At 55.7% G+C, this 25,233-nt stretch carries 22 protein-coding genes, 2 tRNA genes and 1 riboswitch; of the genes, 5 read left to right on the plus strand and 19 right to left on the minus strand.

Annotated elements, in window-relative coordinates:
- Nucleotides 1-31 precede the first annotated feature (31 nt).
- The 6 genes from ACZRJQ_RS15580 to ltaE form a co-directional block, all read right to left on the minus strand.
- Nucleotides 32-108, minus strand: a tRNA-Arg gene (locus ACZRJQ_RS15580).
- 107 nt (nt 109-215) lie between these two features.
- Nucleotides 216-306: transfer RNA gene (locus tag ACZRJQ_RS15585), tRNA-Ser, on the minus strand.
- Nucleotides 307-367: 61 nt separating this feature from the next.
- A complete protein-coding gene (gene csrA, locus ACZRJQ_RS15590) occupies nt 368-556 on the minus strand; it encodes a carbon storage regulator CsrA (protein ID WP_003175645.1) in 189 nt (62 codons plus the stop codon).
- A gap of 189 nt (nt 557-745) precedes the next feature.
- Entirely contained in the window at nt 746-1,981 is a 1,236-nt protein-coding gene (locus ACZRJQ_RS15595) for an aspartate kinase (protein WP_463979223.1), read from the minus strand.
- Between the two features lie 83 nt (nt 1,982-2,064).
- Nucleotides 2,065-4,683 carry an alanine--tRNA ligase gene (gene alaS / locus ACZRJQ_RS15600; RefSeq protein ID WP_463979224.1) on the minus strand — a complete coding sequence of 873 codons (2,619 nt, stop codon included), beginning with the start codon at nt 4,681-4,683 and terminating at the stop codon, nt 2,065-2,067.
- Nucleotides 4,684-4,829: 146 nt separating this feature from the next.
- Nucleotides 4,830-5,834: a low-specificity L-threonine aldolase gene (gene ltaE, locus ACZRJQ_RS15605; protein WP_463979225.1), complete on the minus strand. Its 1,005-nt coding sequence runs from the start codon at nt 5,832-5,834 to the stop codon at nt 4,830-4,832.
- Between the two features lie 213 nt (nt 5,835-6,047).
- Nucleotides 6,048-6,218, plus strand: a riboswitch (FMN riboswitch).
- Nucleotides 6,219-6,349: 131 nt separating this feature from the next.
- Between ltaE and ACZRJQ_RS15610 the strand changes: the two genes are divergently transcribed.
- The gene (locus ACZRJQ_RS15610) at nt 6,350-6,862 is read left to right on the plus strand and encodes a 6,7-dimethyl-8-ribityllumazine synthase (RefSeq protein WP_463979226.1); all 513 of its coding nucleotides are present in this window, start codon (nt 6,350-6,352) and stop codon (nt 6,860-6,862) included.
- A gap of 183 nt (nt 6,863-7,045) precedes the next feature.
- Here the strand turns inward: ACZRJQ_RS15610 and astE are convergent, their stop codons facing one another.
- From astE to acs, 13 genes are all read right to left on the minus strand, one after another.
- A complete protein-coding gene (gene astE, locus ACZRJQ_RS15615; RefSeq protein WP_463979227.1) occupies nt 7,046-8,044 on the minus strand; it encodes a succinylglutamate desuccinylase in 999 nt (332 codons plus the stop codon).
- Between the two features lie 13 nt (nt 8,045-8,057).
- Complete coding sequence (locus ACZRJQ_RS15620) at nt 8,058-8,345, minus strand: topoisomerase II (protein ID WP_463979228.1); 288 nt, start codon at nt 8,343-8,345, stop codon at nt 8,058-8,060.
- Nucleotides 8,346-8,412: 67 nt separating this feature from the next.
- Nucleotides 8,413-9,759, minus strand: coding sequence for an N-succinylarginine dihydrolase (gene astB / locus ACZRJQ_RS15625; RefSeq protein ID WP_463979229.1), 1,347 nt, complete (start codon nt 9,757-9,759; stop codon nt 8,413-8,415).
- 135 nt (nt 9,760-9,894) lie between these two features.
- Nucleotides 9,895-11,364, minus strand: a complete 1,470-nt coding sequence (gene astD / locus ACZRJQ_RS15630; protein ID WP_463979371.1) for a succinylglutamate-semialdehyde dehydrogenase — start codon at nt 11,362-11,364, stop codon at nt 9,895-9,897.
- Nucleotides 11,361-12,398, minus strand: a complete 1,038-nt coding sequence (gene astA, locus ACZRJQ_RS15635; RefSeq protein WP_463979230.1) for an arginine N-succinyltransferase — start codon at nt 12,396-12,398, stop codon at nt 11,361-11,363. The genes astD and astA overlap by 4 nt, the downstream gene beginning before the upstream one ends.
- 55 nt (nt 12,399-12,453) lie before the next feature.
- Nucleotides 12,454-13,473 carry an arginine/ornithine succinyltransferase subunit alpha gene (aruF, locus tag ACZRJQ_RS15640; protein WP_463979231.1) on the minus strand — a complete coding sequence of 340 codons (1,020 nt, stop codon included), beginning with the start codon at nt 13,471-13,473 and terminating at the stop codon, nt 12,454-12,456.
- A 212-nt stretch (nt 13,474-13,685) separates the two neighbouring features.
- The gene (locus ACZRJQ_RS15645) at nt 13,686-14,906 is read right to left on the minus strand and encodes an aspartate aminotransferase family protein (protein WP_463979232.1); all 1,221 of its coding nucleotides are present in this window, start codon (nt 14,904-14,906) and stop codon (nt 13,686-13,688) included.
- A gap of 301 nt (nt 14,907-15,207) precedes the next feature.
- Nucleotides 15,208-16,197, minus strand: coding sequence for a transcriptional regulator ArgR (gene argR / locus ACZRJQ_RS15650; protein WP_463979233.1), 990 nt, complete (start codon nt 16,195-16,197; stop codon nt 15,208-15,210).
- A gap of 125 nt (nt 16,198-16,322) precedes the next feature.
- The gene (locus ACZRJQ_RS15655) at nt 16,323-17,087 is read right to left on the minus strand and encodes an ABC transporter ATP-binding protein (protein WP_463979234.1); all 765 of its coding nucleotides are present in this window, start codon (nt 17,085-17,087) and stop codon (nt 16,323-16,325) included.
- 47 nt (nt 17,088-17,134) lie between these two features.
- On the minus strand, nt 17,135-17,833 hold the full coding sequence (locus tag ACZRJQ_RS15660; protein ID WP_463979235.1) for an ABC transporter permease: 699 nt from the start codon (nt 17,831-17,833) through the stop codon (nt 17,135-17,137).
- On the minus strand, nt 17,830-18,519 hold the full coding sequence (locus ACZRJQ_RS15665) for an ABC transporter permease (RefSeq protein ID WP_463979236.1): 690 nt from the start codon (nt 18,517-18,519) through the stop codon (nt 17,830-17,832). The genes ACZRJQ_RS15660 and ACZRJQ_RS15665 overlap by 4 nt, the downstream gene beginning before the upstream one ends.
- Nucleotides 18,520-18,610: 91 nt before the next feature.
- Nucleotides 18,611-19,384 (minus strand): ABC transporter substrate-binding protein, encoded by a 774-nt coding sequence (locus tag ACZRJQ_RS15670; RefSeq protein ID WP_463979237.1) that lies wholly within the window; start codon nt 19,382-19,384, stop codon nt 18,611-18,613.
- 543 nt (nt 19,385-19,927) lie between these two features.
- On the minus strand, nt 19,928-21,883 hold the full coding sequence (gene acs / locus ACZRJQ_RS15675; protein ID WP_463979238.1) for an acetate--CoA ligase: 1,956 nt from the start codon (nt 21,881-21,883) through the stop codon (nt 19,928-19,930).
- Nucleotides 21,884-22,300: 417 nt separating this feature from the next.
- Here acs and ACZRJQ_RS15680 point away from each other — a divergent pair, with 417 nt between their 5' ends.
- From ACZRJQ_RS15680 to ACZRJQ_RS15695, 4 genes are all read left to right on the plus strand, one after another.
- Nucleotides 22,301-22,564: a DUF2790 domain-containing protein gene (locus ACZRJQ_RS15680; RefSeq protein ID WP_463979239.1), complete on the plus strand. Its 264-nt coding sequence runs from the start codon at nt 22,301-22,303 to the stop codon at nt 22,562-22,564.
- Nucleotides 22,565-22,698: 134 nt separating this feature from the next.
- Nucleotides 22,699-22,917, plus strand: coding sequence for a heme utilization protein (locus ACZRJQ_RS15685; protein ID WP_463979240.1), 219 nt, complete (start codon nt 22,699-22,701; stop codon nt 22,915-22,917).
- Between the two features lie 508 nt (nt 22,918-23,425).
- Complete coding sequence (locus tag ACZRJQ_RS15690) at nt 23,426-24,676, plus strand: ribonucleotide-diphosphate reductase subunit beta (protein WP_463979241.1); 1,251 nt, start codon at nt 23,426-23,428, stop codon at nt 24,674-24,676.
- Between the two features lie 236 nt (nt 24,677-24,912).
- Nucleotides 24,913-25,230, plus strand: coding sequence for a helix-turn-helix domain-containing protein (locus ACZRJQ_RS15695; protein ID WP_463979242.1), 318 nt, complete (start codon nt 24,913-24,915; stop codon nt 25,228-25,230).
- Nucleotides 25,231-25,233: the final 3 nt, after the last annotated feature.

Genomic DNA, 25,233 nt, shown 5'->3' on the forward strand with positions numbered 1-25,233 from the left:
AAGTTGATTGCCTTGGCAACTAACTCTTAAATGGTGCACTCGACAGGATTCGAACCTGTGACCGCTCGGTTCGTAGCCGAGTACTCTATCCAGCTGAGCTACGAGTGCATTTGAAGCTGCGTATTATAGACCGTTGAATCTCTCTGCCAAGTACTTTTTTCAATAAATTCAACAACTTACTGAAATGGCTAGATTCGAACGTGCTACTTAAATAATGGCGGAGAAGGGGGGATTCGAACCCCCGACACCCTTTTGAGATGTACTCCCTTAGCAGGGGAGCGCCTTCGGCCACTCGGCCACCTCTCCGCAACACGGGGCGTATAATAACCAGCCTTTTCCCCGTATGCAACCAAAAACTTAAATAAAATTAAAGACTTGGTTCTTCGTCCTTTTCTTTCTTGATTCGCAGGTAGATTTCCTCACGGTGTACGGCCACTTCTTTGGGGGCATTCACACCAATTCGCACTTGATTTCCTTTGACGCCGAGCACGGTCACAGTAATTTCACCATCGCCTATGATCAGGCTTTCTGCGCACCGGCGAGTCAGAATCAGCATACGTTTCTCCTCACGGTTAGTATTTCAGGGACAACAGTCTGCAAAAAAAAAGGGCTTCGGCCTACTAGCTAAATAGCTATATAGCCCTCCGCTCCTAAGTATTGACCAACGTGACGACACAAGAGGTCTTCGTTCACGATCATCAAAAAAACAAAAGGCGCGGATCAACCGCGCCCTCTGGGCAACGCATTACTCTCCCTGTCGGGCGGGTGCGTCCAATTCAAAAGCGGTGTGCAGCGAGCGTACAGCCAGCTCCAGGTACTTCTCTTCAATCACCACCGAGACTTTGATCTCGGAGGTCGAGATCATCAGGATGTTGATGTTCTCTTTGGCCAGCGACTCAAACATGCGGCTGGCAACGCCCGCATGGGAGCGCATGCCCACACCCACGATCGACACCTTGGCAATCTTGGTATCACCAACCACTTCGCGAGCGCCGATTTCCTGCGAGGTGTTTTCCAACACCTGGAAGGCCGCCTGGTAATCGTTGCGGTGTACCGTGAAGGTGAAGTCAGTGGTGTTATCGTGCGCAACGTTCTGCACGATCATGTCAACTTCAATGTTGGCCGCGCTGATTGGCCCCAGAATCTTGAACGCCACGCCCGGGGTGTCTGGCACGCCACGGATGGTCAGCTTGGCTTCGTCGCGATTGAAGGCGATGCCAGAAATGATTGGCTGTTCCATGGATTCCTCTTCATCAATAGTAATGAGGGTGCCCGGCCCCTCCTTGAAGCTGTGCAAAACGCGCAGCGGAACGTTGTACTTGCCTGCGAACTCAACCGCACGGATCTGCAACACCTTGGAGCCCAGGCTGGCCATTTCCAGCATTTCTTCAAAGGTGATCTTCTCCAGCCGCTGAGCCTGCGCCACAACCCGTGGGTCTGTGGTGTAAACGCCATCAACATCGGTGTAGATCTGGCACTCATCTGCCTTCAAGGCTGCTGCCAACGCCACGCCCGTGGTGTCAGAGCCGCCGCGGCCCAGCGTGGTGATGTTGCCGTGCTCATCAACCCCCTGAAAACCCGCCACCACAACCACACGCCCAGCCTTGAGGTCGGCGCGAATTTTCTGATCGTCGATTTTGAGGATGCGAGCTTTGGTGTGCGAGCTGTCAGTCAGGATGCGCACTTGGCTGCCGGTGTACGACACCGCAGGCACACCACGCTTGTTCAACGCCATCGACAACAGGCCAATGGTTACCTGCTCACCCGTGGACACAATCATGTCCAGTTCACGGGGTAACGGCTGATCGCTGACTTGCTTGGCCAGTTCGATCAAGCGATTGGTCTCGCCGCTCATCGCAGAAAGCACAATTACCAAATCATTACCGGCTTCGCGGAACTTCTTAACTTTATCGGCGACCTGTTCGATTCTCTCGACAGTGCCGACCGAGGTGCCTCCGAATTTCTGTACGATCAAAGCCATTTCAAAGCAGCCTCAGCCCATAAAGGGCGCCCATTTATCATTCAAACTACGCGCTGCCACTAGACGACAGCGCGTACTGGACCTCAGATACCTTGCTCAACAAATGGAACAGTCAGCGCCAGTGCGCTGTCCAGGGCCGCAGCATCAACACCACCGCCTTGCGCCATATCTGGACGACCACCGCCCTTCCCGCCCACTGCCGCAGCGGCTTGCTTCATCAAATCACCAGCCTTGAGTTGGCCAGTCAGGTCTTTGGTCACGCCTGCAACCAGTACAACCTTATCTTCATGAACACTGCCAAGCAGGATCACTGCACGGCCGAGCTTGTTCTTTAGCTGGTCGACCAGCGCCAGCAACGCTTTGCCATCCTGACCGTCCAGGCGGGTGGCCAGTACTTTCACGCCTTTTACATCCACCGCTGACGATGACAGATCATCGCCCGCAGCGCTTGCCGCTTTAGCCTGCAATTGTTCGAGTTGCTTTTCCAGCTGGCGATTACGCTCAAGCACTGCCGACAGCTTGTCGACCAGGTTCTCACGCGAGCCCTTGATCAGGCTGGCCGCTTCCTTGAGCTGCTCTTCAGCGGCATTCAGGTACGCCAGCGCAGCTGCGCCTGTGACCGCTTCGATGCGACGAATACCAGACGCCACGCCACCTTCGCTGGTGATCTTCATCAAACCGATATCACCCGTGCGATTGGCGTGAATCCCACCGCACAGCTCTACCGAGAAGTCGCCACCCATGCTCAATACGCGAACGTTATCGCCGTATTTTTCACCAAACAGTGCCATAGCACCTTTTTGCTTAGCGGTTTCAATGTCGGTTTCTTCGGTTTGCACCGGGGTGTTCTTACGAATCTCGGCGTTGACGATATCTTCCAGCGCCTTGATTTGCTCAGGTTTGATGGCTTCAAAGTGGCTAAAGTCAAAGCGCATGCGCTGACTGTCCACCAACGAACCCTTCTGCTGTACGTGTTCGCCCAACACTTTACGCAAAGCAGCGTGAAGCAAGTGAGTAGCCGAGTGGTTCAGCGCCGTAGCGTGACGCACATCAGCATCCACTTGCGCGTCAACGGTTTCGCCAACCTTCAAACCACCTGCAGCCACGACACCGTGGTGCAAGAACGCGCCGCCGGTTTTAGTGGTGTCGCGCACATCAAAGCGCGCAGCACCTGCTTGCAAGTAGCCACAGTCACCCACTTGACCGCCCGACTCGGCGTAGAACGGGGTCTGGTCGAGAATCACCACGCCCTCGTCGCCTTCGTGCAGGCTGGCAACCGATTGCCCGTCTTTATAAAGAGCAACGACCTTGGCCGAGGCCTGCGTCGCGCTGTAACCAACAAACTCGGTTGGCACGTCAACTTTGACCAGCGTGTTGTAGTCCAGACCAAACGAGCTGGCCGAACGCGCACGCACACGCTGTGCTTCCATCTCGCGCTCAAAGCCTTCTTCATCTACGGTCAGATTGCGCTCACGGGCGATGTCTGCCGTCAGGTCCATCGGAAAACCATAGGTGTCGTAGAGTTTAAACACTACGTCGCCCGGCACTACGGTGCCCTTGAGCTCAGCCAGATCCTGCTCAAGAATTTTCAGGCCCTGCTCCAGGGTCTTGGAGAACTGCTCTTCTTCAGCCTTCAACACACGTTCGATGTTGGCCTGCTCACGCACCAGCTCAGGAAAGCTTGCGCCCATCTCAGCAACCAGTGCTGCGACGATTTTGTAGAAGAAGTTACCCGTGGCGCCCAGCTTGTTGCCGTGACGGCACGCGCGACGAATGATCCGACGCAACACATAGCCGCGACCTTCATTCGAGGGCAGCACGCCATCGGCAATCAGGAAGCTGCACGAGCGTATGTGGTCAGCAACCACTTTGAGCGATGCCTGACCTTCGTTAGCGCAGCCAATCGCCTGGGCAGCTGACTTCAACAGGTTCTGGAACAGATCGATGTCGTAGTTGGAGTTAACGTGCTGCATGACCGCACTGATCCGCTCCAGGCCCATACCGGTGTCTACCGACGGCGCAGGTAACGGATGCAAAACGCCATCGGCGGTGCGATTGAACTGCATGAACACGTTGTTCCAGATTTCGATGTAACGGTCGCCATCTTCGTCTGGCGAGCCCGGCGGGCCGCCCCAGATTTCTGGGCCGTGATCGTAGAAAATCTCGGTGCATGGGCCGCAAGGGCCGGTGTCACCCATAGTCCAGAAGTTGTCCGACGCGTACGGAGCCCCTTTGTTGTCGCCAATGCGGATCATGCGCTCGGCAGGCACGCCGACGTCTTTGGTCCAGATGTCATAGGCTTCATCGTCGCTGGCGTAGACAGTCACCCAGAGTTTGTCTTTAGGCAGCTTCAATACGCCGGTCAAAAAGGTCCAGGCGAAATTGATAGCGTCTTTCTTAAAATAATCGCCAAAGCTGAAGTTGCCGAGCATTTCAAAAAAGGTGTGGTGACGCGCGGTGTAACCGACGTTTTCGAGGTCGCTGTTCTTGCCACCGGCGCGCACGCACTTCTGGCTGCTGGTTGCACGGGTGTAGGCTCGTTTTTCCTGACCCAGGAAGCAGTCCTTGAACTGGTTCATACCCGCGTTAGTGAACAGCAGGGTTGGGTCGTTATTCGGGACCAAGGAGCTGGAAGGGACACGGGTGTGACCTTGCTCCTCGAAGAAGCGAAGGAAGGCTTCACGGATTTCTGCGCTTTTCATAGGTTCTTCCACGGAGGCTGCGGCCAGAGGCAAGTCAATCACGTCCATCGACGGTGCGACTCGCAAAGGGCCGCATTATATCGGCCCTTCGCCTTGGGTACAGCGTGTTTATACGATAGGCACAAGCAATTGGACGGCCTGAGCACTCATTGGCGATTAAATTCAGTCAAAACCGCGATCACCTTCTCAATCTGGCCTCGACTGACATCCATGTGCGTGACCATACGCAAGCGCGGCGCCGCACTCAATTTGATTCCGCGTTCGGCCGCAAACACTTTGAGCGCCTCAGCCCGATCCCCCAGTTGCGCGTAGAACATGTTGGTCTGCACAGGCTCAACGTCGTAACCCGCCGCCCGCAAGCCATCAGCCAAAAAATCGGCGTTGGCGTGATCGTCAGCCAGACGCTCGACCTGATGATCCAACGCATACAGCCCTGCTGCGGCCAACTGACCGGCCTGGCGCATGCCGCCGCCAACCATCTTGCGCAACCTCCGAGCTTTGGCAATCAGATCAGCCGTGCCGCACAGCACCGAACCCACTGGCGCACCAAGCCCTTTAGACAGGCAAATCGACACCGAATCAAAGTAGCGAGTGATGTCGCTTGCCTCCACACCCAGCTTGACCGCTGCGTTGTACAACCGGGCACCATCCAAATGCAGCGCCAGGCCTTTTTCGCGAGTCAAACGGCTGGCTGCGGCCAAATAGCTGATGGGCAGCACTTTGCCCTGCATGGTGTTTTCCAGCGCCAGCAAACGCGTGCGAGCGAAATGGAAATCATCGGGCTTGATGGTGGCAGCCACCTGCTCCAGATCCAGAGAGCCGTCTGCCTGAACCTCCAACGGCTGCGGCTGAATCGAGCCAAGCACCGCCGCACCGCCGCCCTCGTACTTATAGGTATGTGCTTGCTGGCCAACAATGTACTCATCGCCACGCCCGCAGTGCGCCATCAGCGCCAACAAATTACTCATGGTGCCACTGGGCACAAAGAGCGCTTGAGCAAAGCCCAAACGCAAGGCCAACTCTGATTCCAACTGGTTTACGGCAGTGTCTTCGCCATACACATCGTCGCCCAGCGGTGCTCGGGCCATCGCCTCACGCATGCCGAGGCTAGGTTGAGTCACGGTGTCACTACGAAGATCTATAACAGTCATGGGGAGCAGCCTCGGCATGGAGAGATCAGCACAGGATGCCAATCAAGGAAATCCCTTTCGAACAAAGTTCTGCGGGCAGACGCACGGGTTATCAAGGTATCGAACAAGAATGGTCCAAAACAATCAGAAAAATCGATGTCTATTAGCGAAAAGCATCCATGCAAGCTTGAAACAGATGTGATACAAAATGCCCGCCGCCAGAAAGGCTGGTGGCAACGTTCTCAGGGCGGGGCGCAATTCCCCACCGGCGGTAATTACGCGCAAAGCGTATAGCCCGCGAGCGCTTGGCAGGTCCTTAAGCTTTGGCTGAGGGCAAACCAAGGTCAGCAGACCCGGTGTGATTCCGGGGCCGACGGTCATAGTCCGGATGAAGAGAGAACGGGATTGGCGCCAAAGGGCCGTCAATCAGGCGGGCATGCACCGAAGCTTAATTGCAACGAGCTGCCCGCCTGAACGTACCCTTAAATCCCATTCGATTCATATGCCCTGTTTTTCACACAAACAGGAGTCAGAACATGCAACCCACCGCAATCGATAGCAAAAGCAAAAACCACCACAACGAGCGCGTCGCGTTTATTCAAGCCTGCTGGCACAAAGAAATTGTCGACCAAAGCCGCAAAGGCTTTCTGGCCGAAATGTTGGTGCAGGGCTACCAGGAAAGCGACATTGACTTTTTTGAAGTCGGCGGTGCTTTTGAAATCCCGTTGCACGCCAAGTTGCTGGCAAAAAGCGGCCGCTATGCAGGCATTGTTGGCGCAGCACTGGTGGTCGATGGCGGCATCTACCGCCACGACTTCGTTGCCCAGTCAGTGGTCAGCGCACTGATGCAAGTCCAACTGGAAACCGAAGTACCGGTGTTCTCAGTCAGCCTCACGCCGCACCACTTCCACGCGGGTGAAGAACATCAAAAATTCTTCTTCGACCACTTCGTACACAAAGGCGAAGAAGCGGCGAAAACCTGCGTTGATACGCTGCAAAAAATTCGCAATTTGAAGCGCATGGAAACCCAGCAAAAGCGCGCAGTGTAACTACCCCAGCGACCAACTCTTTGTAGCTCAGACACACCGCTGTCGGGTTTGCGAGCGCTATACGCCCGATCGCAGCCTTCGTTCCTCGACAGCGACTACAGAGATCGGGTTAGCCGCACGCACTTCGTGTAAGCGCTGCCGAAGGCTGCAATCGACTGCACAGCAGTCGTACCTCGGCAGCGACTACAGGGTTGCCGGTTCGATGATTATTCCGGCGCGCAAGCCGTTCTTCACCTTTGGGTTAGGGAAGATAATCCTCGCCCCGCCCTCCTCTATCACCCAACGGGTGCTGGCCACGTCTTCGGCCAACAGATAGCCCTTGGGCAGTTCAGAAAAGTTCTCGACATCCGCCGGTAAGTGCAGGATGAACGCATCACTGTGTTTGATCACTTCACGCGCCACGCTAAACAGTTGCAGGCCGTCCAGCGACCCATCATCCAGCGCAGGCTCTGTACCTTCGATGATGTGCTTTAAGCGCAGCTCAAGACGCTCAACATTGACCCCTGCGTTTTGCCCAAACGGTCGAGCCTTGCCCAGCTCAAGGGTGAATGCCTCAGCGCCGAGCTGATCGTAGGTGTAAGCACTGAAGACAATCGAAGGCTTGTTTTGCAACAACACCGCTTCCATACCCGCAGCCCGCAGGCGCGCCAATTGTTGTCGGGAATGGGCGCGCCCTTCTTTATAGGGGTACAACGCAAACTGCTCGATCTTGGAGCCACGAATGGCCGTGTGCAGGTCGTAATGCAGGCGGGTGCGCGCCGGATCGCTGAAAAACGTTTCTGCCAAATGCTCAAGCTCGCATGCACGCAATGCCTCTGGGCCACTGCTGCTCTCGTGCTTGCCGTTAAACAAGCGGTTGAGGTCTTCTTCGACAAAACGGGCGCCCGTGCGCATGGCGCCTGGGTTGCCAAATAGAAATAGAATTCGGGCGCAGGGCGTTACTTCTCCCCGCGCGATGGCATTGATCAGCCGATCGAGTAACTCAATCGGCGCTGTCTCATTACCGTGGATGCCAGCCGACAACAGCAAGTCCATACCATTGTCGCGACCCGCTGGAGGGCTCACTTCAAGCGCGCCCTCGGCCAGCCAGCGCATCCGCACGCCCTTGGCAGTCAGTTGAGTTTTCTCGGCCGGCTCACGCCCAGCCAAGGTCAGTTCAAGCAATTTGCCGAGAGCGAGCATAGAACATCCTTAATCAGTGGTTGCAGTCTGGGCCGTGCACATGACCCTCTTCGTCATCGCCCAGCTCAGCCGGCTCCATTTCCAGTTGCAGGCTTACAAGATTAGTCGCTAATGGACGCAACAGCAGGTTGGCGTATTCCGCGTCACCTTCTTCAACGTCAACACCGATCAGCAGCTGGCCACGGCCATCTTGCTGAATCCACAGCTCTTTGCCCTGCCACATGACCGCAACGCGGGTGCAGGAGGTTTGCAGCTGCGTGCCATCGGTGTCCTCAAGGATCAGCTGTAGGGAATCGCTCATAATTTCGCTCTCATCGGTAGGTGAAGTGGCGCACTCAGCATTGATAAACACCCAAGCGCGCCCATGCTCAATTGATCTGGAAGGGGTAAACCGCGCCCAGTTTAAGGATTTGTGTCAGTTCATCCAGTGCCGTACGGCACTCAAGCAGCAATTGCGGGTCTGCCAAATCGCTTTCGCGCAGGGCATCACGATAGTGCTTGCCGACCCATTGGGTCAGGGTGTCGTACAGCTCGGGAGTCATGATAACCCCGGGATTGACCACCGCCAGCTCAGTTTCATTCAGTGCGACGCGCAGCCGCAGGCACGCCGGGCCACCGCCATTTTGCATGCTCTGTTTAAGATCAAACACCTTGACCTCGCGGATCGGCCCGCCTGTCGCGGTGAGGCCTTGCAGGTACTGCCAAACACGCGGGTTGTCGCGGCATTCTTGCGGCACAATCAGCAGCATTGAGCCATCTGGGCGACTCAACAGTTGGCTGTTGAACAAGTACGAGCGCACAGCATCTTCTACTGCAACCTGATCGCGAGGCACGCTGATGGACTGAAAGTTGCCACCACGGGCCGCCAGTTTTGCATGCAACTCGGCCAGCATCGGCTCGGTATTGAGGAACGCATCCTGGTGATGGAACAACAACTCACCATTACCCACCGCGATCACATCGTTATGAAACACGCCCTGATCAATGACAGCCGGATTTTGCTGAGCAAACACCACGCCCTCCTCGCTCAAACCGTGCAAACGCGCCACGGCCTGCGACGCTTCAAGGGTCTGGCGCGCGGGGTACTTTTGCGGCGCCGGGTAACGGCTGTCGAACGCGCTGCGCCCGAACACAAAAAACTCAACCCCCGCCTCGCCATAATCTCGGCAAAAACGGGTGTGGTTTGCCGCGCCCTCATCGCCAAACTGAGCCACGGCAGGCAGTGCAGCGTGATGCGCAAAATGCTGTTGATCAGCAAACATGGCGCCCAGCACACGACTGGTGGTCGGGTGCTCAATGCTGCGATGAAACTTGCAATTGAGATTGGCAGCAGTGAAATGCACGCGACCATCAGCGGTATCGGCACTTGGGCTGACAGTCGCCGCATTGGCCACCCACATGCTGGAGGCCGAGCAACTGGCCACTAACAAAGGCATGGCTTGCTTGGCCGCTTGCTCAATCACCTGCGCGTCGCTGCCCGCAAAACCCAGGCTGCGCAACGCTGCAACATCCGGGCGCTCTTGAGGGGCCAGCACACCCTGGACAAATCCCATGTCCATCAGCGCTTTCATTTTTTCCAGACCTTGCAGCGCAGCTTCCTTGGGGTTGGAAGCCTGCTGACTGTTGCTCTGGGAGGCGACGTTGCCGAACGACAAACCGCCATAGTTATGGGTCGGCCCCACTAGACCGTCAAAGTTGACTTCAAAGGATTTCATCGGTGAGGCTCCAACAAACGGTGGTAATAGACAAAAAGCTGCACATCCCCGTAGGCGCTGGCAAAGGCTGCGATCTGCTAAAGATCAAAAGATCAAAAGATCGCAGCCTTCGCCAACGCCTACGGGTTTAACCAATTACGATAACCGTACGCCCGGCGTTAATGCCGCAGGCAACGCCAAGGTCGGCGTCTCCAGAGAGGCCACGGGGTAAGCGCAATAATCAGCAGCGTAATACGCGCTGGCGCGATGGTTACCCGATGCCCCGATGCCACCAAAAGGAGCGCTGCTCGCCGCGCCCGTTAGCTGCTTGTTCCAGTTCACAATTCCGGCTCTACTTTCCAGCCAGAACTGCTGGTAACGCGCCTGGGAGTCAGACAACAAGCCTGCCGCCAAACCGAACGCCGTGTTGTTGGCCTCAGCAATCGCCGCATCAAAATCCGCGTAGCGAATCACTTGCAGCAATGGCCCAAACAACTCTTCGTCACTGCGATCACTGACTTCGGTCACATCAATAATGCCCGGTGTCAGTAACGCGGCGTTGCCGTCTGGCTGAGCCATTTCAAGCAAGGCCACTGCGCCCGACCCCAGCAGTACTTCTTGTGCATCCATCAACGCACGGGCCGCTGCCAGCGAAATAACCGAGCCCATAAACGGCGCGGGTTGCTGATCAAACGCACCCACCTCGATGCGCTGGCTAACTTCAATCAAACGCGTCAGCAGGCTGTCGCCCCATGCGCCTTGTGGCACCAACAAACGACGAGCGCAGGTGCAACGTTGCCCAGCTGAGATAAACGCCGATTGAATGATGGTGTAAACCGCAGCCTCCAGATCCGCCACCTGATCGACCACCAGCGGGTTATTGCCGCCCATTTCCAAGGCGAGAATTTTATCCGGGCGACCAGCAAACTGCTGATGCAGCGCGTTGCCCGTACGGCTTGAACCCGTGAAGAACACCCCATCAATACCCGCATGTGCCGCCAGCGCGATGCCCGTTTCACGCGCACCTTGCAGCAGATTCAACACACCCGCTGGCAAACCAGCCTCAATCCAGCATTTGACCGTTAGCTCAGCGATTTTTGGCGTCAGCTCGCTCGGTTTGAACACCACGCTATTACCCGCCAGCAATGCTGGCACGATGTGCCCATTGGGCAAATGGCCCGGAAAGTTATACGGGCCAAACACCGCCACCACACCATGTGGTTTATGGCGCAAAACAGCCGTGGCATCCCCTAGCGGGCCACTTTTTTCACCCGTCCGCTCGCGATAGCTTTGTACCGAGATCGCCACCTTATTGATCATGCTGGTGACTTCGGTGGCCGACTCCCACAGGGGTTTGCCGGTTTCTTCACCGATGCAATGTGCCAGTTCATCTGCATGGGTTTTGAGGCAGGCAGCAAAGGCTTCCAATACGCTCAGGCGCTCGTCGAAAGAACGCTTGGCCCACGCAGGGAACGCCTGACGTGCGGCTTTTACGGCTGCATCCACTTGCTCGGCATTTGCACCTTGCCCCGACCACAACACCTGCTGGGTGACCGGGTTCAATGATTCGAATGCCTCGCCCTGCCCGTTCTGCCAAGCGCCTGCGATGTATAACGTGCTCATTATTTCGACTCCCGTGGGGCAGTTGGCTGGGCAGACAAGGGAACGCCGCGAACCTGATCTCCGGCGGTCAGTTGCAGGCGCTTTGCAGTCAGTTGATCGACCACCAGAGTGCCTGCCGCCAAGCGCGCAGGTGCGGCAGTGATGCGGCAGTCTTCACGCTTGCGGTTATGAATCAGGTAAGGGGTAGCGTCTTCGCCCGGCGTGCCAATGGCCAGCACCAAGGTTTCGCTGTCCCGGACTGCGCGAATTTTGCTGGTTTCACATTCAACCGCCGGGCCAGCGTCGAAAATATCGACGTACCCCTGATAGCTGAACCCTTCGCTTTTAAGCATGTTCAAAGCAGGTTCGGTGTGGGTATGCACCTTGCCGATCACTGCACGGGCGTCTTCGGACAAAAAGCAGGTGTACACCGGAAACTTAGGCATCAGCTCGGCAATGAAAGCCTTGTTGCCTACACCGGTCAGGTAGTCCGCCTGGCTGAATTCCATTTTGAAGAAGTGACGCCCCAGACTTTCCCAGAAAGGAGAACGCCCTGCTTCGTCAGACATGCCGCGCATTTCAGCAATGATCTTGTTGCCAAACAGCTCAGGAAATTCGGCAATGAACAGCATCCGCGCTTTGGCCAGCATGCGGCCATTGAGACCATTGCGGTAATCGGCGCTGAGGAACAACGAGCACAGCTCAGAGTTGCCCGTCAGGTCGTTGGCCAAAAACAGCGTCGGGATTTCGCGGTAAATCTTCAACTCTTGAGACGCGCTGACTGTCAGGCCAACTCGAAAGTTATACCAAGGCTCACGCAGGCCCACAGCGCCCGCGATGGCCGAGATACCCACCACTTTGCCGTCGTCGTTTTCGAGCACAAACAGGTAGTCCGCGTCGCCGCGCTCGGCTTCGCCACGGAAGGTTTTTTCAGCCCAGGTCACACGATGCAGCAAACGCTCTTCGTTGGCCGGCAAGGTGGTCAGGCCAGTGCCCGTGCTGCGGGCCAGTTCAATCAGGGCCGGTAAATCACTATTGCGTACAGGACGAACGATCATGCTATCTCCTTAAACAGGGCTCGCTGGCGAACCCCGCGAAACTCGCTCAAACGCGTTAAACCGCAACCACTCGTACGCTGGCACCTTCGCCAACGCCAAGTGCTTCGGCCGCTTCCAGATCCAGCATGACCGGCTTGCCCGGCGCCCAATCGAGTTCGAGCAATACGGCGCGGTAATCCTGCAACTGGGCATTGGCCACCAAATACTGGCGACCGCTGCCTTTAGTCAGTTCGCCGATTTTGACGGGTACCACACGGCTTTGAGCAATCGAGCGGATACCAGACACCCGCGCATGCAGGGTCGGGCCACCGTCGAAAATGTCGATGTAATGATCGGTCTCAAAACCTTCGCGCATCAGGATGTCGAAGGTGATTTGCGCACGCGGATGCACCTGCCCCATCGCCTCTTGGGCCGTGTCCGGCAACAGCGGCACGTAAATGGGGTAATGCGGCATCAGTTCGGCAAGGAAGGTGCGGCTTTTCAGCCCGCTCAGGCGTTCAGCGGCGGCGTAATTCAAATCAAAGAAGTTACGTCCAATCGCGTCCCAAAACGGCGAGTCGCCATTTTCGTCGCTGTAGCCAACAATCTCCGTCACCACAGAATCGGCAAAACGCTCCGGGTGGTTGGCCACAAACAGCAGGCGACCACGGGAGTTGAGTTCAGACCACGCCGAACCCACCAGCTCCGGCACCACATAGAAACTGGTCAGCAGGCTGTTACCCGTCAGGTCGTGGCACTGCGACAACACGTGAATCTTGTTGTGGATTTTCAGCTCGCGGGAGGCGTGAACGAAGGTCTCATTACGAAAGCTGTAAAACGGCTCTGAGTAACCTGCCGAAGCCACAATGGCTGAACAGCCCACCAGCTTGCCGGTGGCGGTGTCCTCAAGCACAAAGAAGTAGCTTTCTTCGCCATTGAAACTGACTTCTGCCGCAAAGGAAGCTTCAGACGCCGCGATCTTGTCGCTAAGACGCTCGATATCGTCCGGCAATGAAGTGACACCAATCGGGCTGTCCGCAGCCAGACGCTGTACCTCGCCCAGATCAGCCATTTGCGCGGGGCGCATCACCAGCATGGTGTCACTCCTTAATCCTTGAACAACTCAGATGAGAATGCCGAGCAGGGCTTCATCTGTAGGCACGTGCCTGCTCACGATCAAGGCTCACGGACAGACACATAGTGGCCTGAATGGAGGCTATCGCGAGCCAGCTCGCACCTACAGGTTTCGCGGTGCAGGGCGCATAAAATTCGGTTCGACGCCCGATTCATCAGGCGTCGAGGTCACACTCAGGCTTGGGTCAGCGATTGCACAGCGCGCTCAAAACGCTCCAGACCTTCCTGGATGTCTGCGTCTTCAACCACCAGGCTTGGGGCGAAGCGCACCACGTCGGGGCCCGCTTGCAGAATCATCAAGCCCTGCTTTTCAGCGGCATTGAAAATGTCTTTTGCGCGGCCTTTCCAGGCATCGCTTAGCACGCAACCCAGCAGCAAGCCCAGGCCCCGCACTTCAGTGAACAGGCCGTATTGCTGGCCAATGTTCTCAAGGCGGGTTTTGAACAGGTCGTGCTTGGCCTTAACGCCGCTCAACACTTCAGGCGTGTTGATCACGTCAATCACTGCGTTACCGACAGCGCACGCCAGCGGGTTGCCGCCGTAGGTGGTGCCGTGAGTGCCGACGACCAAGTGTTTGGCCAGCGCTTCAGTGGTGAGCATGGCCGCAATCGGGAAACCACCGCCCAGGCTCTTGGCGCTGGTCAGGATGTCCGGAGTCACGCCGTAGTGCATGTAGGCGAACAGCTCGCCAGTGCGGCCCATGCCGGTTTGCACTTCATCGAACACCAGCAGCGCATTGTGCTTGTCACACAGGTCACGGGCGCCTTGCAGGTAAGCCAGTTCGGCAGGCAATACGCCGCCCTCGCCTTGTATAGGCTCAAGCACCACCGCACAGGTCTTGTCCGAAATCGCAGCTTTCAGCGCATCCAGATCGTTGAACGGAACGTGGGTGATACCGGTGATTTTTGGACCAAAACCATCGGAGTACTTCGACTGCCCGCCCACGTTTACAGTGAACAGCGTGCGGCCGTGGAAGCTGTTGAGTGCGGCGATGATTTCGTACTTCTCAGCACCAAAGCGGTCATGGGCCACACGACGCGCCAACTTGAAGGCCGCTTCGTTGGCTTCAGCGCCTGAGTTACAGAAGAACACGCGCTCTGCGAAGGTCGAGTCCACCAGCTTTTTGGCCAAACGCAAGGCTGGCTCGTTGGTGAACACATTGGACACGTGCCACAGATTGTTCGCCTGCTCAGTCAACGCACCGACCAGAGCCGGGTGGGCATGGCCCAATACGTTAACGGCGATGCCGCCTGCGAAGTCGATGAGTTCGCGCCCCGATTGATCCCATACTCGGGAACCGGCGCCACGCACAGGAATGAAGGCTGCAGGTGCGTAGTTCGGAACCATGACCTGATCGAAATCGGCGCGTTGCACCGGGGCTTGCTCAACGGACATCGGAGTCTCCTGATGAGAAACGCCTGCCTAAAATGGCGAGCGATGGGGGATTGTAAGGACAGATGCTGACGCGGCCTTGTCGCCAAGCGACAACTTCTTATAGCGGCCAACCACAGCGTTGACGGGGTTTATGACAATGCGACATATTTCGTCACAAAGGCGCAGTTTAAACGCTGCGCATCTCCAGAGAAGCCCTTTGTACCTAGAAAAGGTTTGCCATCACAACCCACGCACCTTAATGCTCGCGCAGATTCCAACGGGCACGCCCGAAAGCGATCATCAAGACACGCCACCGACAGGGTCAACCCCGTTCAGCAGGCACCGAAGACAATTCAAACGGGCTACTGCTGCGGCGCTGGTTGCGGTCTTCGCGAGGGGTGGCGCCAAAAAAGTTGCGGTAGGCGCTGGAGAAGTGAGGCCCGGACGAGAACCCGCACGACAGGCCGATCTGAATGATCGACTTGCTGGTTTGCATGAGCATTTGTCGCGCCTTGTTCAAGCGCAGCTCAAGGTAGTACTGACTGGGGACGCGATTGAGGTATTGCTTGAAGATGCGCTCCAACTGACGACGCGACACACACACATGCTGAGCGATTTCGTCTGTTGTCAGGGGCTCTTCAATATTGGCTTCCATCAACAACACTGCCTGGGTCAGCTTCGGATGACTGGAACCCAGACGGTTTTGCAGCGGGATGCGCTGACGCTCGCCCCCTTCACGAATGCGTTCAACCACCAACTCTTCCGACACGGCCCCCGCCAACTCAGCACCGTGATCACGCGCCAGTAACGCAAGCAACAAATCGAGTACCGACATGCCACCACACGCACTCAAGCGATCACGGTCCCAGTCGAACAAATGGCTGGTCGCAATAACCTTGGGGAAGCGCTCGGCAAAGTCATCTTGCCAGCGCCAATGCACGGCCGCCCGATAGCCATCGAGCAACCCCAATTGGGCTAATGGATACACCCCAGCAGACAACCCACCAATCACACAGCCAGCACGCACCAGTTGTTTAAGCGCGCTGCTTAAGGCGGGAGCGATCGAAACCGGCGGCTCGTCTGCCAGCAAGAAAAGCTTCTGACACCCTTCTAGCTTTCCGGCCCACGGCTCGCCCGGCAATTGCCAGCTACCCGTGGCCACTTCTGGCACAGCTTCGGCGCTCAAAAACAACAGCTCGTATGCCACTTCTGGATGCACCCGCTGCGCGACACGCAAGGCCTCCTCTGCCAGCGCCAGCGTCAATGCTTTGGTGCTGGGCCAAATCAGGAAACCTATTCGATGGGCAGTCATGGCATGCAATCCGAAACTAAACAGTGTTAAAGCCGAAAGTGGCAACAACCAAGCTAGATCAGTTGCCACAGAATGGGGAAGCATGCACTAAGTTGGTGCAAAATAGCAGTCTCACATCACCGGTATTACTTGAGGCTGCCCGACAAAAACTGCTGCAAACGCTCGCATTTCGGGTTGACCAACACTTCGCGCGGGTCGCCACGCTCTTCTACAACGCCTTTGTGCAAGAACACCAACTGGTTCGACACCTCACGGGCAAAGCCCATTTCGTGGGTCACCACCACCATCGTTCGGCCTTCTTGAGCCAAGGCCTGCATCACCTTGAGCACATCGCCCACCAGCTCTGGGTCCAGCGCCGAGGTCGGCTCATCGAACAGCATGACCTCCGGTTCCATCGCCAACGCTCGCGCGATTGCCACACGCTGCTGCTCACCACCGGACATGTGTCCCGGATACGCATGCTTGCGATGTGAGACGCCGACTTTGGCCAAATAGTGCTCGGCTTTTTCCAGCGCTTCTTTTTTGGGCATGCCCAGCACGTGCACGGGCGCTTCAATGATGTTTTCCAATGCAGTCATGTGTGACCACAGGTTGAAATGCTGAAACACCATCGACAGACGCGAACGCATGCGCTGCAACTGCTTGGGATCAGACGCAACCAGTGCGCCGTCCTTTTTGGCCACCAGTTTGAGCTCTTCGTTGTTGAGCAGGATTTTGCCCGCATGCGGCTGCTCAAGCAGGTTGATGCAACGCAAAAAGGTACTTTTGCCTGAGCCGCTGGAACCGATGATGCTGATGACATCACCCGCCTTTGCAGCCAGAGATACGCCTTTGAGCACCTCGTGGCTGCCATAACGCTTATGCAGGTCTTGGACTTCAAGTTTGTACATGCTGTCGGTTCTCACAAAAACAGTGGTTCAGTCGCTGAGCAGACCGCTCAACCCTTACGCGGGGCCATGTAGCCCAGCCAGCGGCGTTCAGCCAGTTTGAACAGGCGCACCAGAATAAAAGTCAGGCACAGGTAGAACACACCAGCGGTGATATAGGCTTCAAACGGCAAGTAATATTGGGCATTAACAGTACGCGCAGCCCCAGTGATATCAATCAGGGTCACGATGGACGCCAGACTGGTGGTTTGCAGCATCATGATCACTTCGTTGCTGTATTGCGGCAGCGCTCGGCGCATGGCCGACGGCAGCAAAATACGGCGATACATCTTGGCGCGGGACATGCCCATTGCCTTGGCTGCCTCAATCTCGCCATGAGGTGTGGCTTTAAGGCTGCCAGCAATGATCTCTGCGGTGTAAGCACTGGTGTTAATGGAAAATGCCAGGCACGCACAAAACGTTGCACTCGACAGCAATGGCCACAAGACACTGTTACGCACCGCTTCAAACTGAGCCAGACCGTAATAGATCAGAAACAGCTGCACCAGCATCGGCGTGCCACGAATCACATAAGTAAACAGCCACGCCGGAAAGTTTATAAACGGGCTCTTGGATACCCGCATTAAGCCCAGCGGCACCGCCGCCAGCAAACCAAAAAACAGCGAAATACCCAGCAATTTAAGGGTTTCGAGCAGGCCACCCAAGTACAGCGGCATGCTTTCCCAAATGACGTTGTAGTCGAAGATCATAGATCGGCCGCCTTAACGCCTACCGAGTAGCGCTTTTCAAGTTGTCGCAATGCCAGCAACGAAACACTGGTCAACACCAGGTACATCGCTGCCACGACCAGAAAGAAGGTAAAGGGTTCGCGGGTGGCATCAGCCGCCTGCTTGGCCTTGAACATCATGTCCTGCAGGCCCACCACCGAAATCAGCGCTGTCGCCTTGGTCAATACCAGCCAGTTGTTGGTGAACCCCGGAATCGCCAGACGAATCATCTGCGGCACCATCACCCGGAAAAACACCTGAAAAGGGCTCATGCCATACGCCATGCCAGCTTCTGCCTGACCTTTGGGGATCGCCATGAAGGCCCCGCGAAAGGTTTCAGACAAGTAAGCACCAAAGATGAAGCCCAAGGTGCCAATGCCTGCCGCCAAGGGGTTCAAGTCAATGTAATCGTCGTAGCCCAGCAGCGGCGCCACACGATTGAGCAAGTCCTGACCGCCGTAAAAAATCAGCAGGATCAATACCAGATCGGGAATCCCGCGGATAACCGTTGAATACAGATCGCCCAACCAAGCCAGCCAGCGTACCGGCGAAAGACGCAAGGCAACCCCGATAAGACCCAGAACAATGGCCAAGGCCATGGACGACAAGGCGAGCTGAAGCGTCAGCCAAGCGCCATCGAGGATGACAGCCCCGTAGCCTTTCAACATGATTCAGGTCCTCGAAAACTAGAATGAAAAAATGGCGCAAACTTCAGAGATTCTGTCGATTGCGCCATTTCGGACGTACCGCTGCGATGTATTACTGACCGTAAATATCGAAGTTGAAGTATTTGTCCTGGATTTGTTTGTACTTGCCATTGGCACGAATGCCTTCAATGGCAGCGTTGATTTTGTCTTTCAGCGCGTCGCCCTTGCGCACAGCGATGCCTACGCCATCACCAAAGTATTTAACGTCAGTGAATGCTGGCCCTACAAACGCAAAACCTTTGCCCGCTGGGGTTTTCAAGAAACCGTCTTCCAGCAAGGTGGCATCAGCTACGGTGCCATCAAGGCGACCGGCTTGCACGTCAAGGTAGATCTCGTTCTGCGAGCCGTAAGGAACTACTGTGGCACCTTTAGGTGCTAACACTTCCTTGGCAAAACGGTCATGGATCGAGCCACGCTGCACGCCGATTTTTTTGCCTTTGAGCTCATCCAGACTGTCGCTGACCACAGTGCCTTCCTTCAACACCAGCCGCGCTGGAGTGAGGTAGTACTTGTTGGTGAAATCGACGGACTTTTTACGGTCTTCAGTGATGGACATCGAGGAAAGGATCGCGTCGATCTTGCGCACTTTAAGCGCAGGGATCAGACCGTCGAACTCTTGCTCGACCCACACACACTTGACCTGCATCTGCTCACACAGAGCGTTACCGATGTCGTAGTCAAAGCCAACAATGCTGCCGTCCGGCGCCTTGGAGGCGAACGGAGGGTAGGCAGCTTCAATGCCAATTTTCAGCGGCTTTTCTTCAGCAAAAGCCTGCAGGGACAGCACGGACAGTGCCAGGGCGCCAAGAAGCACGAGTTTCTTCATCTTAGGACTCCATCGGTAAAGGGCAATAAATGCAGAATGAGCGTGAGCCCAATATGCGAAGGTTAAACCGGGAATGCGGCGCCACGTCCTACAGGCGCTGTACTGAGACCAGCACAACCAAGACGAGCGAGTGATCGGCATTCTAACGACAGGCTTCAAGCCGTTATTTCTTCAATGCGACAACATATTACAAATGCACCGAGAAAGGCGACTCCAAGCATTGACATCCAGAGCATTTAATGCAAGGACGAAAGATGTAGAACCTATACACATTGCAAATAGCGGGCCTATTATTCGCAAAGCCTTCTATTCCGGCAAGCGTAGCGTTTCATCTTATTTGATAGTCCTCTGAAAACGGCTCTAAAACGGTGCTTTGCGTAGCACATAGCTCCGTTTTTGTGCGCCCGGTTACACATGCGGTAACACCCGCACTAAAGAGGCGCTCCATTTTGTTGATGCTGGAGCAGACGGCTATAAGCCCGCCTACAGACAAAAAAAACCCGCCAAGCATCGCCAGGCGGGGTTCTTTTAAAGCGAAGATGCTTACGCGACCTTCATGCCTTTATGGGTATCGATCAAGTGCTGCACCACACTCGGGTCAGCCAAGGTGGAAATATCACCCAACCCGTCATACTCACCCGTCGCGATTTTGCGCAGGATGCGGCGCATGATTTTGCCCGAGCGAGTCTTGGGCAAACCAGGTGCCCACTGGATAACGTCCGGCGAAGCAATCGGGCCGATTTCCTTGCGCACCCAGTTTTTCAGCTCAAGACGCAGCTCCTCTGTAGGCTCTTCGCCACCATTCAACGTGACGTAAACATAGATGCCCTGCCCTTTGATGTCGTGCGGCACACCCACCACTGCTGCTTCAGCGACTTTAGGGTGGGCGACCATTGCGCTTTCAATTTCGGCGGTGCCCATGCGGTGGCCGGACACGTTGAGCACGTCATCCACACGGCCCGTGATCCAGTAGTAACCGTCTTCGTCACGACGCGCGCCATCACCCGTGAAGTACATGCCACGGAACGTCTTGAAGTAGGTATCAACAAAGCGATCATGATCGCCATACAGCGTGCGCGCCTGACCTGGCCACGAATCGAGAATCACCAAGTTCCCCTCAGCAGCCCCTTCTATGAGGTTGCCCAGGTTATCGACCAGCGCGGGCACCACACCAAAGAACGGACGTGCTGCCGAACCCGGCTTGAGCGCGTGCGCCCCCGGCAACGGGCTCATCATGCAAGCGCCGGTTTCGGTCTGCCACCAAGTGTCCACAATCGGGCAGCGCTCTTTACCGACTGTTGTGTAGTACCAGTTCCAGGCTTCAGGGTTGATGGGCTCACCCACCGACCCCAGCAAACGCAGGCTGGAGCCGTCTGCATCTTTAACCGCCGCCTGACCTTCGGCCATCATGGCGCGGATAGCCGTTGGAGCCGTGTAGAGAATATTGACCTTGTGCTTGTCGACGATCTTCGACACGCGGGTGATATCTGGATAGTTCGGCACACCTTCAAACAGCACCGTGGTCGCGCCATTGGCCAGCGGCCCGTAAACGATATAGGTATGACCCGTTACCCAGCCCACGTCAGCCGTGCACCAATACACTTCACCCGGACGATAGTCGAACACGCGCTCGTGGGTCAGCGCCGCATATAACAAGTAGCCGCCGGTGGTGTGCTGCACACCTTTTGGTTTACCGGTGGAACCCGAGGTGTAAAGGATGAACAACGCTTCTTCGGCGCCCATTTCTTTTGGTGCGCAGTGGGTGGAAGCCACAGCCATCAAGTCGTGGTACCAAATATCGCGATGCTTGTACCAAGCGATGTCGCCGCCGGTGCGCTTGAACACAATGATCTTCTGCACACTTGAGGTGTCAGGGTTGGTCAATGCCACATCAACATTGGCCTTAAGAGGCGTACGTTTGCCGCCACGCAGACCTTCGTCAGCCGTAATCACAACCTTGGATTTGCAATCGATAATCCGACCCGCCAGCGCCTCAGGCGAGAAGCCGCCGAACACCACCGAGTGAATCGCGCCGATACGGGTACAGGCCAACATGGCGACCACGGCCTCAGGAACCATTGGCATATAGATAGTGACTACGTCACCACGGTGAACGTCCTGCCCGCGCAAAGCGTTTGCAAGCTTGCAGACTTCTTCATGCAGCTCGCGATAGGTAATGTTGCGCTGCTCGGAAGGGTCATCGCCCTCCCAGATGATTGCTATCTGATCGCCGCGCTCGGCAAGGTGGCGATCCAGACAGTTATAGGAAACGTTGAGGGTGCCATCGGCAAACCACTTGATATCGACATGGTGATCGTCGAAGGAGGTTTGTTTGACCGTGGTAAAAGGCTTGATCCAGTCGAGACGCTGAGCTTGCTCGCGCCAGAAGCCATCGGGGTTGACGACCGACTGCTGGTACATCGCCTTGTAGGTCGCCTCGTCAGTCAGCGTGTTCGCAGCAACTTCGGGGCGTACGGGATACAGGGAAGCGGCACTCATGTTTCATACCTCAATTTTTTGTAGTTGTTGTTTTATGACCCTGTTGTAGCCGGGCCAAGGCCTAAGAACCATTCGACGTTGGTAGTAAGAAATACACCCAAAAGCACTGTTTTTTCGTCTGAAGGCTCAAGATCAGTACTTACAGCGCTTTTGTATTATTTGCCTACTGACAAAATGTGGCAGCCACCCCCTGTTTTCGACGATTGTTGCAGAATCTGTCAACAGTCTTTATCAAAACTCCCTCTATATGCCCGTCCAGCGCAGGCATAAAATTCATCTCGCCAACCAAGGCACTGCGATTAACGCAAGTTACAGCCCCCACGAAGGCAAGTTTAATCGCTCTTAAACGATGATGTTTCACACGTAGCCTCATAAGGGCTACGTGACCCCTCTCGACCAAAAACAGGTAATCAAGAAATGAAAGCGTTGTTAGTTCTGGCCCTCAGCAGTGTGTGTTTAACCGCCTTTGCTGATGAAGCAAACACTAAAGTTTCCAGCCAGCAACCTGCCGTTGAACACTATTCTTACTCTTCCGAACTGGACATTGCCAAAGTGATTTCCATGAGCGAAATCCCAAGTGTTTGCGAAGTCGTCCCAGCACAAATGGTTTACGAAGACTCGCAAGGCATGCAGCACACTCTTGAATATCGCGTGATGGGTAATGGCTGTTCCAACGGCTAACTTCAGCGCCAACAATCACGCTTAACACATGTATTAAAAACGTGATTATTGACACTTAAAAGTTATCGCTCTCAATGCAACTTTAACTGCATTGAAACTTAGTAATGCCTGAATACTCTGACAGGACACATTAAATGAAACGCTCACTGATCATGGCTTTAAGTCTGTCAGTATTGGCCAGTGCCGCCTTTGCAGCAGATGGTTATGACCGCACCCATTCGGCAACCTTTGCAGAGGATGGTTATGACAACACCCGCTCAGCGTCTTTTGCAGAAGATGGCTACGACAGCACGCGTTCCGCCGCCTTTGCCGAAGATGGCTACGACCGCACCAACGGTCATCGCTTGAGCTGACACGGCTCGCGACTTTAACGCCCGGTTTTGGCCGGGCTTAAGTCCGCCTCCCACGCCCAAAACCTGCTGCATTGCACACCCAAACCGGGCGTCACTCGACCTCCCGGGCTCGCTGTAAAAAAACTTCCTCCAGGGCAAACCCACGCCCAGCCGCTGCCAAGCCAGAGTCCAGGCCCGATTTAGGGCATTTCGTCGCATCGACCAAAAAAATACTGGCTGAAATACGTTGTGCAAAAGCCTTATACTGCGGCCGTCAAACGGGCTCACAGCTCCTCTGACTGGGCCATAAACCCACGCTGCGACGGCCTCCAGGGCCAAGGCGAGATGCAGGCAACGCCTCCTCCCCCAGCGACAGCGGGACAACCCCCCGAATACATTCATGTTTTTGCGTGCGCACACCGCTACTGCAAGCAACATTTCTTAGATCCAAGCGGCCAATGGCCGTGTGACAACCAAACCATCAGTGTTATCACACGGGCACAGGCCCTCACGCAGGAGACGACACGTCATGCTGAGCTGGGACGAATTCGACAAAGAAGACGAAGGCGAAATCGCCGTTAAAGGCGCCAACGCTGGCCACGCAACGGAAGCCAACATGGACCGTCTTGACGCCGCTGGCGGCGTTGCGGCTCAAGAAGCCCGCGCAGTAACCGCAACTGACTCTGCCGCGATCATTCGCGCCAAGGCTGCTCTGGACAACCTCGACATCGCTGAAGGTCTGGCTGAACTCGAAGGCGCCAGCGCCCGCGTCGCCGTTGACGAAAAGATGATGATCAACTGCCGCGCCGACCTTAACCAACTCGTACCGTTCAAATACGACTGGGCTTGGCAGAAGTATCTGGACGGTTGTGCAAACCACTGGATGCCGCAAGAAGTCAACATGACCGCCGACATCGCCCTCTGGAAAAACCCAGAAGGTCTGACTGACGACGAACGCCGCATCGTGATGCGTAACCTGGGCTTCTTCTCCACCGCCGACTCCCTGGTTGCCAACAACCTGGTACTGGCTGTGTACCGCCTGATCACCAACCCTGAGTGCCGCCAGTACATCTTGCGTCAGGCATTCGAAGAGGCGATCCACACTCACGCTTACCAGTACTGCATCGAATCGCTGGCTATGGATGAAGGCGAGATCTTCAACATGTACCACGAGATCCCATCGGTCGCGAAAAAGGCCACATGGGGCCTGAAGTACACGCGCTCGATCTCGGATCCAAAGTTCGAAACCGGCACCGTAGAGACCGATAAGGAACTGTTGCGCAACCTGATTGCGTACTACTGCGTTCTGGAAGGCATCTTCTTCTACTGCGGCTTCACACAAATTCTGTCGATGGGCCGTCGCAACAAAATGACCGGTGTTGCTGAGCAATTCCAGTACATCCTGCGCGACGAATCCATGCACCTGAACTTCGGCATCGACGTGATCAACCAGATCAAAATCGAAAACCCGCATCTGTGGGACGCTGAAATGAAGGAAGAGGCTTCGCAGATGATTCTGCAAGGCACTCAGCTGGAAATCGAATACGCACGCGACACCATGCCTCGCGGCGTGCTGGGCATGAACGCAGCCATGATGGAGGACTACCTCAAGTTCATCGCTAACCGCCGCCTGTCGCAAATCGGCCTGAAAGAAGAGTACCCAGGCACCACTAACCCATTCCCATGGATGAGCGAAATCATGGACTTGAAGAAAGAAAAGAACTTCTTCGAGACGCGGGTTATTGAGTACCAAACGGGCGGCGCGCTGAGCTGGGACTAACTCCCTGCGAGTGTGTTTGCTGTTAAAGGGGCTGCCGCGAGGCGGCCCTTTTTGTTGGCGTCACAGGCACATCGAAATTTTCGACCCCCTGTTTGCGCACAAAACGCTGAAAGCGGCGTCCGGCTCTAGATTCCTACCGCGGGCACTCATCAAAAAATGAGTTTGATCAGCTTTAAAAACAACTGTATAAAAACACAGTATATTTTCAAGCACCGAATCAGCCACGGAGAATCGTCATGTCCAACGCAGCCATGCGCAGCACATTCGAACGCATCATCATTAATCAATTCACCCCTCTGCACTGCGCACAAGCTCGTGAAATGCTCGGCTGGAGCTTTGAACATTTGAGCGAGCAGTCCAGCGTTTCAGTGCCTGCCATTCAGCGTTTTGAAGCAGGTGAGCCGGTGCTCGACGTGACTCGTCTGGCGTTGGCCTACCGACTGGAAGCAGAAGGGTTAGTGTTCTTCCCCGGGTTTTCGCCTGGACGCGGCGGCAATGTTCGCGGCTCAACCCCCGACCCAATGGGCCGAGACGACTTCGCGATGATTGAGTAAACA

This window comes from Pseudomonas sp. E315 (assembly GCF_055406205.1).

What these genes read in the sequence shown, in the direction of transcription:
- csrA (WP_003175645.1), bottom strand. Translation starts at nt 556, where the DNA reads ATGCTGATTCTGACTCGCCGGTGCGCAGAAAGCCTGATCATAGGCGAT.
- ACZRJQ_RS15595 (WP_463979223.1), bottom strand. Translation starts at nt 1,981, where the DNA reads ATGGCTTTGATCGTACAGAAATTCGGAGGCACCTCGGTCGGCACTGTC.
- alaS (WP_463979224.1), bottom strand. Translation starts at nt 4,683, where the DNA reads ATGAAAAGCGCAGAAATCCGTGAAGCCTTCCTTCGCTTCTTCGAGGAG.
- ltaE (WP_463979225.1), bottom strand. Translation starts at nt 5,834, where the DNA reads ATGACTGTTATAGATCTTCGTAGTGACACCGTGACTCAACCTAGCCTC.
- ACZRJQ_RS15610 (WP_463979226.1), top strand. Translation starts at nt 6,350, where the DNA reads ATGCAACCCACCGCAATCGATAGCAAAAGCAAAAACCACCACAACGAG.
- astE (WP_463979227.1), bottom strand. Translation starts at nt 8,044, where the DNA reads ATGCTCGCTCTCGGCAAATTGCTTGAACTGACCTTGGCTGGGCGTGAG.
- ACZRJQ_RS15620 (WP_463979228.1), bottom strand. Translation starts at nt 8,345, where the DNA reads ATGAGCGATTCCCTACAGCTGATCCTTGAGGACACCGATGGCACGCAG.
- astB (WP_463979229.1), bottom strand. Translation starts at nt 9,759, where the DNA reads ATGAAATCCTTTGAAGTCAACTTTGACGGTCTAGTGGGGCCGACCCAT.
- astA (WP_463979230.1), bottom strand. Translation starts at nt 12,398, where the DNA reads ATGATCGTTCGTCCTGTACGCAATAGTGATTTACCGGCCCTGATTGAA.
- aruF (WP_463979231.1), bottom strand. Translation starts at nt 13,473, where the DNA reads ATGCTGGTGATGCGCCCCGCGCAAATGGCTGATCTGGGCGAGGTACAG.
- ACZRJQ_RS15645 (WP_463979232.1), bottom strand. Translation starts at nt 14,906, where the DNA reads ATGTCCGTTGAGCAAGCCCCGGTGCAACGCGCCGATTTCGATCAGGTC.
- argR (WP_463979233.1), bottom strand. Translation starts at nt 16,197, where the DNA reads ATGACTGCCCATCGAATAGGTTTCCTGATTTGGCCCAGCACCAAAGCA.
- ACZRJQ_RS15655 (WP_463979234.1), bottom strand. Translation starts at nt 17,087, where the DNA reads ATGTACAAACTTGAAGTCCAAGACCTGCATAAGCGTTATGGCAGCCAC.
- ACZRJQ_RS15660 (WP_463979235.1), bottom strand. Translation starts at nt 17,833, where the DNA reads ATGATCTTCGACTACAACGTCATTTGGGAAAGCATGCCGCTGTACTTG.
- ACZRJQ_RS15665 (WP_463979236.1), bottom strand. Translation starts at nt 18,519, where the DNA reads ATGTTGAAAGGCTACGGGGCTGTCATCCTCGATGGCGCTTGGCTGACG.
- ACZRJQ_RS15670 (WP_463979237.1), bottom strand. Translation starts at nt 19,384, where the DNA reads ATGAAGAAACTCGTGCTTCTTGGCGCCCTGGCACTGTCCGTGCTGTCC.
- acs (WP_463979238.1), bottom strand. Translation starts at nt 21,883, where the DNA reads ATGAGTGCCGCTTCCCTGTATCCCGTACGCCCCGAAGTTGCTGCGAAC.
- ACZRJQ_RS15680 (WP_463979239.1), top strand. Translation starts at nt 22,301, where the DNA reads ATGAAAGCGTTGTTAGTTCTGGCCCTCAGCAGTGTGTGTTTAACCGCC.
- ACZRJQ_RS15685 (WP_463979240.1), top strand. Translation starts at nt 22,699, where the DNA reads ATGAAACGCTCACTGATCATGGCTTTAAGTCTGTCAGTATTGGCCAGT.
- ACZRJQ_RS15690 (WP_463979241.1), top strand. Translation starts at nt 23,426, where the DNA reads ATGCTGAGCTGGGACGAATTCGACAAAGAAGACGAAGGCGAAATCGCC.
- ACZRJQ_RS15695 (WP_463979242.1), top strand. Translation starts at nt 24,913, where the DNA reads ATGTCCAACGCAGCCATGCGCAGCACATTCGAACGCATCATCATTAAT.